The sequence below is a fragment of the Streptomyces sp. NPDC002867 genome, from assembly GCF_053591895.1.
Genome location: NZ_JBSFUR010000093.1, coordinates 1 through 6,878 on the forward strand (window position 1 = coordinate 1; position 6,878 = coordinate 6,878).

At 73.6% G+C, this 6,878-nt stretch carries 6 protein-coding genes; 5 read left to right on the forward strand and 1 reads right to left on the reverse strand.

The features are described from left to right. Window positions 1-386: 386 nt before the first annotated feature. Entirely contained in the window at window positions 387-1,559 is a 1,173-nt protein-coding gene (locus ACWD0A_RS34390; RefSeq protein ID WP_451304607.1) for an acyl-CoA dehydrogenase family protein, read from the forward strand. Window positions 1,560-1,913: 354 nt separating this feature from the next. Here ACWD0A_RS34390 and ACWD0A_RS34395 read toward each other — a convergent pair whose 3' ends face one another. Continuing rightward, window positions 1,914-2,318 carry a hypothetical protein gene (locus ACWD0A_RS34395; protein ID WP_451304609.1) on the reverse strand — a complete coding sequence of 135 codons (405 nt, stop codon included), beginning with the start codon at window positions 2,316-2,318 and terminating at the stop codon, window positions 1,914-1,916. 205 nt (window positions 2,319-2,523) lie between these two features. Between ACWD0A_RS34395 and ACWD0A_RS34400 the strand changes: the two genes are divergently transcribed. The 4 genes from ACWD0A_RS34400 to fxsA all read left to right on the forward strand — a co-directional run bounded on the left by ACWD0A_RS34400 (window position 2,524) and on the right by fxsA (window position 6,578). Then, on the forward strand, window positions 2,524-2,964 hold the full coding sequence (locus ACWD0A_RS34400) for an Lrp/AsnC family transcriptional regulator (RefSeq protein WP_307716482.1): 441 nt from the start codon (window positions 2,524-2,526) through the stop codon (window positions 2,962-2,964). 10 nt (window positions 2,965-2,974) lie between these two features. Further along, window positions 2,975-4,600, forward strand: coding sequence for an amidohydrolase (locus tag ACWD0A_RS34405; RefSeq protein ID WP_451304611.1), 1,626 nt, complete (start codon window positions 2,975-2,977; stop codon window positions 4,598-4,600). A 566-nt stretch (window positions 4,601-5,166) separates the two neighbouring features. Next, window positions 5,167-5,964, forward strand: a complete 798-nt coding sequence (locus ACWD0A_RS34410; RefSeq protein WP_451304613.1) for a polyprenol monophosphomannose synthase — start codon at window positions 5,167-5,169, stop codon at window positions 5,962-5,964. 47 nt (window positions 5,965-6,011) lie between these two features. Continuing rightward, window positions 6,012-6,578, forward strand: coding sequence for an FxsA family membrane protein (gene fxsA / locus ACWD0A_RS34415; RefSeq protein ID WP_451304615.1), 567 nt, complete (start codon window positions 6,012-6,014; stop codon window positions 6,576-6,578). Window positions 6,579-6,878 lie beyond the last annotated feature (300 nt).

Here is a 6,878-nt window from a genome sequence, read left to right on the forward strand (position 1 = left end):
CCGTCCTCCGCCTTGCGATGCGTCCCCCAGGCCCCTGCGGGCCTGGGGAGACCCCATGCACCAGACCCTCCCCCTACGCCCTGCGGGCGTGGGGGCCCCACTCACTGCTCCGGCCTGATCCGAAAGAGAGGACCTGGTCCGCGCCCCCCTCGGTCAAGACCGCGGACCGATTTCGCCGCTCTCCGGCAACATCGCGGCATCGCCGCCCCCGCTCCCTGGCACCTCGTGACGGGAGCCGTCCGATCGGGCATACTCAACGCGCCAAAGCCGCCAACCAGCCTCTTTCGTGATCCGGAAGGGCACCATCGGCCTGGCAGAAGACCGGCGCCGCGCCCACACCCTGCCCGCGCGACGCCGCAGCGCCCGACAGGGAGGAGAGCGCCGCAATGCCCGACCGCGCCCCGCAGCCGGTGGACCGTCAGCTGCCCACCGAGGAGGCCAGGGATCTGATCGCCCTGGTCCGCGACATCGCCGAGCGGGAGATCGCTCCCCGCGCGGCCGAGGAGGAGGAGGCCGGGCACTTTCCGCGCGAGGTCTTCCGGCTCCTGTCCGAATCCGGCCTGCTCGGCCTGCCCTACGCCTCCGAGTACGGCGGCGGCGACCAGCCGTACGAGGTCTACCTCCAGGTGCTCGAGGAGCTGGCGGCCGCCCGCCTCACCGTGGGCCTCGGCGTCAGCGTCCACTCCCTCGCCTGTCACGCGCTCGCCGGCTACGGCACCAAGGAGCAGCGCGGCGAGCATCTGCCCGCGATGCTCGGCGGCGGCCTGCTCGGGGCGTACTGCCTCTCCGAGCCCGCCTCCGGTTCCGACGCGGCCTCGCTGCGCACCAAGGCGGTGCGCGACGGCGACGACTGGGTGATCACCGGCACCAAGGCGTGGATCACGCACGGCGGCGTCGCCGACTTCTGCACCGTCCTCGCCCGCACCGGTGGCGAGGGTGCCCGCGGCATCACCGCGTTCCTGGTCCCGGGCGACGCTCCGGGGCTGACCGCCGCCCTGCCGGAGAAGAAGATGGGCATGAAGGGCTCGCCCACCGCCCAGCTGCACTTCGACGGCGTCCGCATCCCCGACTCGCGCCGCATCGGCGACGAGGGACAGGGCTTCGCCATCGCGCTCTCCGCGCTGGACTCCGGGCGCCTGGGCATCGCGGCCTGCGCCATCGGCGTGGCCCAGGCCGCGCTCGACGCGGCCGTCGGGTACGCGACGGACCGCAAGCAGTTCGGCCGCCCGATCGCCGACTTCCAGGGACTGCGCTTCATGCTCGCCGACATGGCGACGCGTATCGAGGCCGGGCGGGCGCTGTACCTGGCGGCGGCGCGGCTGCGGGACGCGGGCCGGCCGTTCTCGCGGCAGGCGGCCATGGCCAAGCTGTTCTGCACCGACGCCGCCATGAGCGTCACCACGGACGCCGTCCAGGTGCTCGGCGGCTACGGCTACACGCAGGACTTCCCGGTCGAGCGCTACATGCGCGAGGCCAAGGTGCTGCAGATCGTCGAGGGCACCAACCAGATCCAGCGCATGGTCATCGCCCGTCACCTGGCCGGGCCCGAGACCCGCTGACCCGCCCCTCCCACGCCAGGGGCGCCGCGAGCCTGCTCCACTCGGGATCCCGGCGCCCCGGCAGCGTCCTGCCGCGGCTCGCCCACAGCGTGAGCAACTCGCGGTAGATCGGCGGATCCGCCGGGTGATGAACCGATTCTTCATCGGCGGGCACGAGAAGCCGCCGACGGCCGCGCGTCGCGGTCGTGGAGTACAGCGTCATGACGGGCCAACGCCCGGGCCCCGCGGCGGGTTACCGCCGGGCCGATTCGAGCGCCAGTCCACGGCGTACGCATGACGTCCGCGCCGTGACATGGCGGCGGGCCGCGGCAGCGCGGCCCGCGCGCTCAGGGGCGCGGAGTCAGGGGCGATGGGTCAGGCCGCGCGCCGCATCGGCGGCACCTTCAGCGGCCGCGACCCCGGACCGCCGACGTGCGAGAACGGCTGGGTGCGCCAGTCGAGCCCCTGGGGCAGCGTCAGCAGCAGGGCCATGTCCTGCTCCTGTGCCTCGAGCGACTCGTCCGCGGGCCGGGCCTCCCCGGCGGACCGGCCGGTGCCCGAGCACACCGTCAGACCGAAGGGGTTCCACGGGGTGGGGCACAGCGCGTGCTCCGGCAGGACGTCCTCGTCCGCCAGGAGAGCGATCGGCTGGGCGCAGTCCGGGCAGACGACCCGGTACATCTCGAAGGTGTCGTACGCGTCGAACTCGTCGCCGTCGGCCTTTTCGGCCGAATCGACGGGCTCCAGTTCGGCACGGCCGTCGTTCTTAACGCTCTGCATGGAGAATCTCCCCCTCGGATGGGCCGACCAGACGCTGATGGCCTCGACCACAGCAAGCAATGCCCATCGCGCGGGGCAGGTAACCGTGAGGTCACGACGGACCGGGGGTGCAAACCTGTGGTGTTCGTCACATGGCTGTCGTAAGGCCCCCTCGCGGCCGCTGTGGACTGTGCCGGAGGCGGCCCGGGGCAATAGGTTGATCCGCATGGAGGAGCTGGATCGTCAGATCGTGGAGTTGCTCGTCAAGGACGGGCGGATGAGCTACACCGACCTGGGCAAGGCCACGGGCCTGTCCACCTCGGCGGTGCACCAGCGCGTCCGCCGTCTGGAGCAGCGGGGCGTCATCCGCGGCTACGCCGCCGTCGTCGACCCCGAGGCCGTGGGCCTGCCGCTCACCGCGTTCATCTCGGTGAAGCCGTTCGACCCCAGCGCCCCCGACGACATCGCGGACCGGCTCGCCGGGGTCCCCGAGATCGAGGCGTGCCACAGCGTCGCGGGCGACGAGAACTACATCCTCAAGGTGCGCGTCGCCACGCCCCTCGAACTGGAGCACCTGCTCAGCCGCATCCGCTCCCTGGCCGGCGTCTCCAGCCGCACCACCGTCGTCCTGTCGACCCCGTACGAGGCCCGCCCGCCGCGTATCTAGGCTTGGTCCCATGACCGAGCGCACCGCCCCCCAGAGCGAACACCGCACCGTGCTGCTGCGCGGTGGAGAAGTCCACAGCCCCGCCGACCCCTTCGCCACCGCGATGGTCGTCGAGAAGGGACATGTCGCCTGGGTGGGGTCCGAGGGCGCTGCCGACGCCTTCGCCTCCGGCGTCGACGATGTCGTCGACCTGGAAGGCGCCCTCGTCACCCCCGCGTTCACCGACGCGCACGTGCACACCACGGCGACCGGCCTCGCGCTCACCGGCCTCGACCTCTCCGGCGCCGCGTCGCTCGCCGAGGCCGCCGAGCTCGTCCGCGCCTACGCGGACGGCCGCCCCGGCGACCGCATCCTGATCGGACACGGCTGGGACGCCGACCGCTGGCCCGAGGCCCGTGCGCCGCGGCGCGACGAGCTCGACGAGCTCACCGGTGGCCGGCCCCTCTACCTCACCCGTATCGACGTCCACTCCGCCGTCGTCACCACGGCCCTTCTGGACCTCGTCCCGGGCATCCGCTCCCTGGCCGGCTTCCGTGACGGCGAACCGCTGACCGGCGACGCCCACCACGCCGTACGCGCCGCCGCCTACGCGGCCCTCTCTCCGCAGCAGCGCACCGAGGCGCAGCGCGGCGCCCTCCGGCACGCCGCATCCCTCGGCATCGGAACCCTCCATGAATGCGGCGGTCCCGACATCTCCTCCGAGGACGACTTCACCGGCCTGCTGCAGCTCGCCCGGGACGAGCCGGGCCCGCGCGTGGTCGGCTACTGGGCCGACCGGGACGTCGAGCGGGCGCGCGCCCTGGGCGCTCTGGGCGCCGCCGGCGACCTGTTCGCCGACGGTTCCCTCGGCTCGCACACCGCCTGCCTCCACGAGCCGTACGCCGACGCCGGCCACACCGGCGCCGCCCACCTCGACGCGGACGCCGTCGCGTCCCACGTCGTCGCCTGTACCGAGGCCGGCCTCCAGGCCGGGTTCCACGCCATCGGCGACGCGGCCCTGACCACGGTCGTCGACGGCGTCCGCGCCGCGGCGGACAAGCTGGGCCTCGCCCGCGTCCGCGCCGCCCGTCACCGCGTCGAGCACGCCGAGATGCTCACCCCCGAAACCATCGCCGGCTTCGCCGAGTTCGGACTCACCGCCTCCGTCCAGCCGGCCTTCGACGCGGCCTGGGGCGGCGAGAGGGGCATGTACGCCCAGCGGCTCGGCGCCGAACGCGCCCGCACGCTCAACCCGTACGCGGCACTGCTGCGCGCTGGCGTCCCCCTGGCCTTCGGCTCCGACAGTCCCGTGACTCCGCTGGACCCGTGGGGGACGGTCCGGGCGGCCGCCTTCCACCGCACCCCCGAGCACCGCATCTCCGCCCGGGCCGCCTTCACCGCCCACACGCGGGGCGGCTGGCGGGCCGTCGGCCGCGACGACGCGGGTGTCCTGGTGCCCGGAGCGCCGGCGGACTACGCGGTCTGGCGCACCGGCGAACTCGTCGTCCAGGCACCCGACGACCGCGTGGCCCGCTGGTCCACCGACCCGCGCTCGGGCACCCCGGGTCTGCCGGACCTCACGCCCGGCAACGACCTGCCCGTCTGCCTGCGGACGGTGGTCTCCGGCCACACTGTCTTCGGGGGACCGAACGGGTGACGTGCGGACATTTCGTACCGCCGATCGATGCCCGGGCCGCTCGGCCTCGACCTGCGGATCTTCGCCTCTGACCTGGTGATACGGCCGATTCCCGCTGGTGGCGCGACTGTTGACAGCGAGCGCCCACCGGCCGGTAGGTTCGGCCGGGTCCACCACAGGACGTCCGACCGGCACCTTCCACGCAGTCGTCGAACGCCGCTGGGCCATGGGGTGGTGTGCCGCACCGGCGCACCACCACTGGGAGCCAGGTTCAGCGCCCGCGCCTCGGGGGCAGAGGGAAGGCTTCAGCCGGTCGGCAGGTGCGACCCGGGTGGGGCCCGGCGTTCAGTAGACAACGGCTCTCGGTCGACCCGCAGCCAGCGGGCCCCAGGTCGGCCCGAAGGACGCCGGGTCCGATCCGCTGCCGCCCACCGCCGTCCGACGGCCCGCTCCCCGCTCCGGCGGCCGGACGAGACTCTGCGACGCTCCTGCCCGTCATCCGCTGCGTCATGATCCGCCGCCACCCCGCGGTGCGTTCCGCGCGCTCGCTATGGTGGGGCTCTGCGTACGGACTTTAAGGGGCAGCAGTGAACGACGGTGGTGCGGTTCCCCATGGCGGACCCCAGGGGAGGCGGTACGGCCCGCTCGGCAGGACCCTGGTGATCATCCCGACCTACAACGAGGCCGAGAACATCAAGGCGATCGTCTCGCGGGTGCGCGCCGCCGTGCCCGGCGCCGACGTCCTCGTCGCCGACGACAACAGCCCCGACGGCACGGGCAAGTTCGCCGACGAGCTCGCCGCCACCGACGAGCAGGTGCACGTCCTGCACCGCAAGGGCAAGGAAGGGCTCGGCGCCGCGTACCTGGCGGGCTTCCGCTGGGGTATCGAGCACGGCTACGGCGTCCTCGTCGAGATGGACGCCGACGGATCCCACCAGCCGGAGGAACTGCCCCGGCTGCTCACCGCGCTCAAGGGTGCGGACCTGGTCCTCGGCTCGCGCTGGGTGCCGGGCGGCCGTGTCGTCAACTGGCCCCGGCACCGGGAGTTCCTCTCCCGAGGCGGCAGCACGTACTCCCGCATGCTGCTCGGCGTGCCCATCCGTGACATGACCGGCGGCTACCGGGCCTTCCGCGCCGAGACGCTGCAAGGTCTGGGGCTCGACGACGTCGCCTCGCAGGGCTACTGCTTCCAGGTCGACCTCGCGCGCCGGGCCGTGGCCGCGGGGTTCCACGTCGTCGAGGTCCCGATCACCTTCGTCGAACGCGAACTGGGCGACTCGAAGATGAACAGGGACATCGTGGTCGAGGCGCTGTGGCGGGTCACGGCCTGGGGCGTGGGGAGCCGGGCGAAGAGGCTGCTCGGCCGGAGGCCCGGGGCTTCCTGATCCACTCCTTACGCCACTGCGGCGGGCGTCCAGGCACACTGGGGGGCATGACGACCGGCGCATCGACCCCGACCGCACCCCGGCGCTCACGCGCCCGCACCCTCGCTCCTCTCGGCATCGCCGCCTGGCTGGTCCTCGAGATCTGGCTGCTGACCCTCGTGGCCGGAGCGGCCGGCGGCTTCGCCGTCCTCGGCCTCCTGGTCGGCGCGGGCGTGCTCGGCACGGTGGTGATCAAGCGGGCGGGACGCCGTGCCTTCACCAACCTCACGAAGACGCTGCAACAGCAGCCGGGTGCCGCCGCGCCGACGGGCAGCGGAGAAGGCAACGGCCTGCTGATGCTCGGCGGCCTGCTGCTGATCCTGCCCGGTCTGGTCTCGGACGTGCTGGGCCTGCTGCTCCTGCTGCCGCCCGTGCGCACCCGGCTCGGCCGGTCCGCGGAGCGCTCACTGGAACGCCGGATGAGGGCGGCGTCGCCGGGCACGCTGGGCAACGCCTTCCAGCAGGTCAGGATCCACCGCCCCGACGGCAAGGTGGTCCAGGGAGAGGTCGTCCGCGAGCCGGGTGCGGGGCGCCCGGACGAGCCGGATGTCCCGAGGCCCCCGCTGACCCCCTGACGCCGCGTCCTCCGCCCGTGCTTTCCCCGAGCCGGGGCGGGGCCGACGCCATGCGGACCTGCCCACGCCCGGATGCGGCCCGCGGGCGGCGCAGCCAGGGCGGCACGGGCCGGGTGCGAGGCCCCGGCGGCCCGGCGGAGCCGGCAGCACAAAACGGCCCGGCAGCACAAAATGGCGGAGCCGCGGGCCGGTCACACCAGGGTGTGTATTTGTGCGATCAGGGCGCGCCGGCGGCGGTCTCCGTCGGATCGGGCACGCGACGGACACGGCAGATCTGCCGAGGAGGGGACGTGCTGGGGC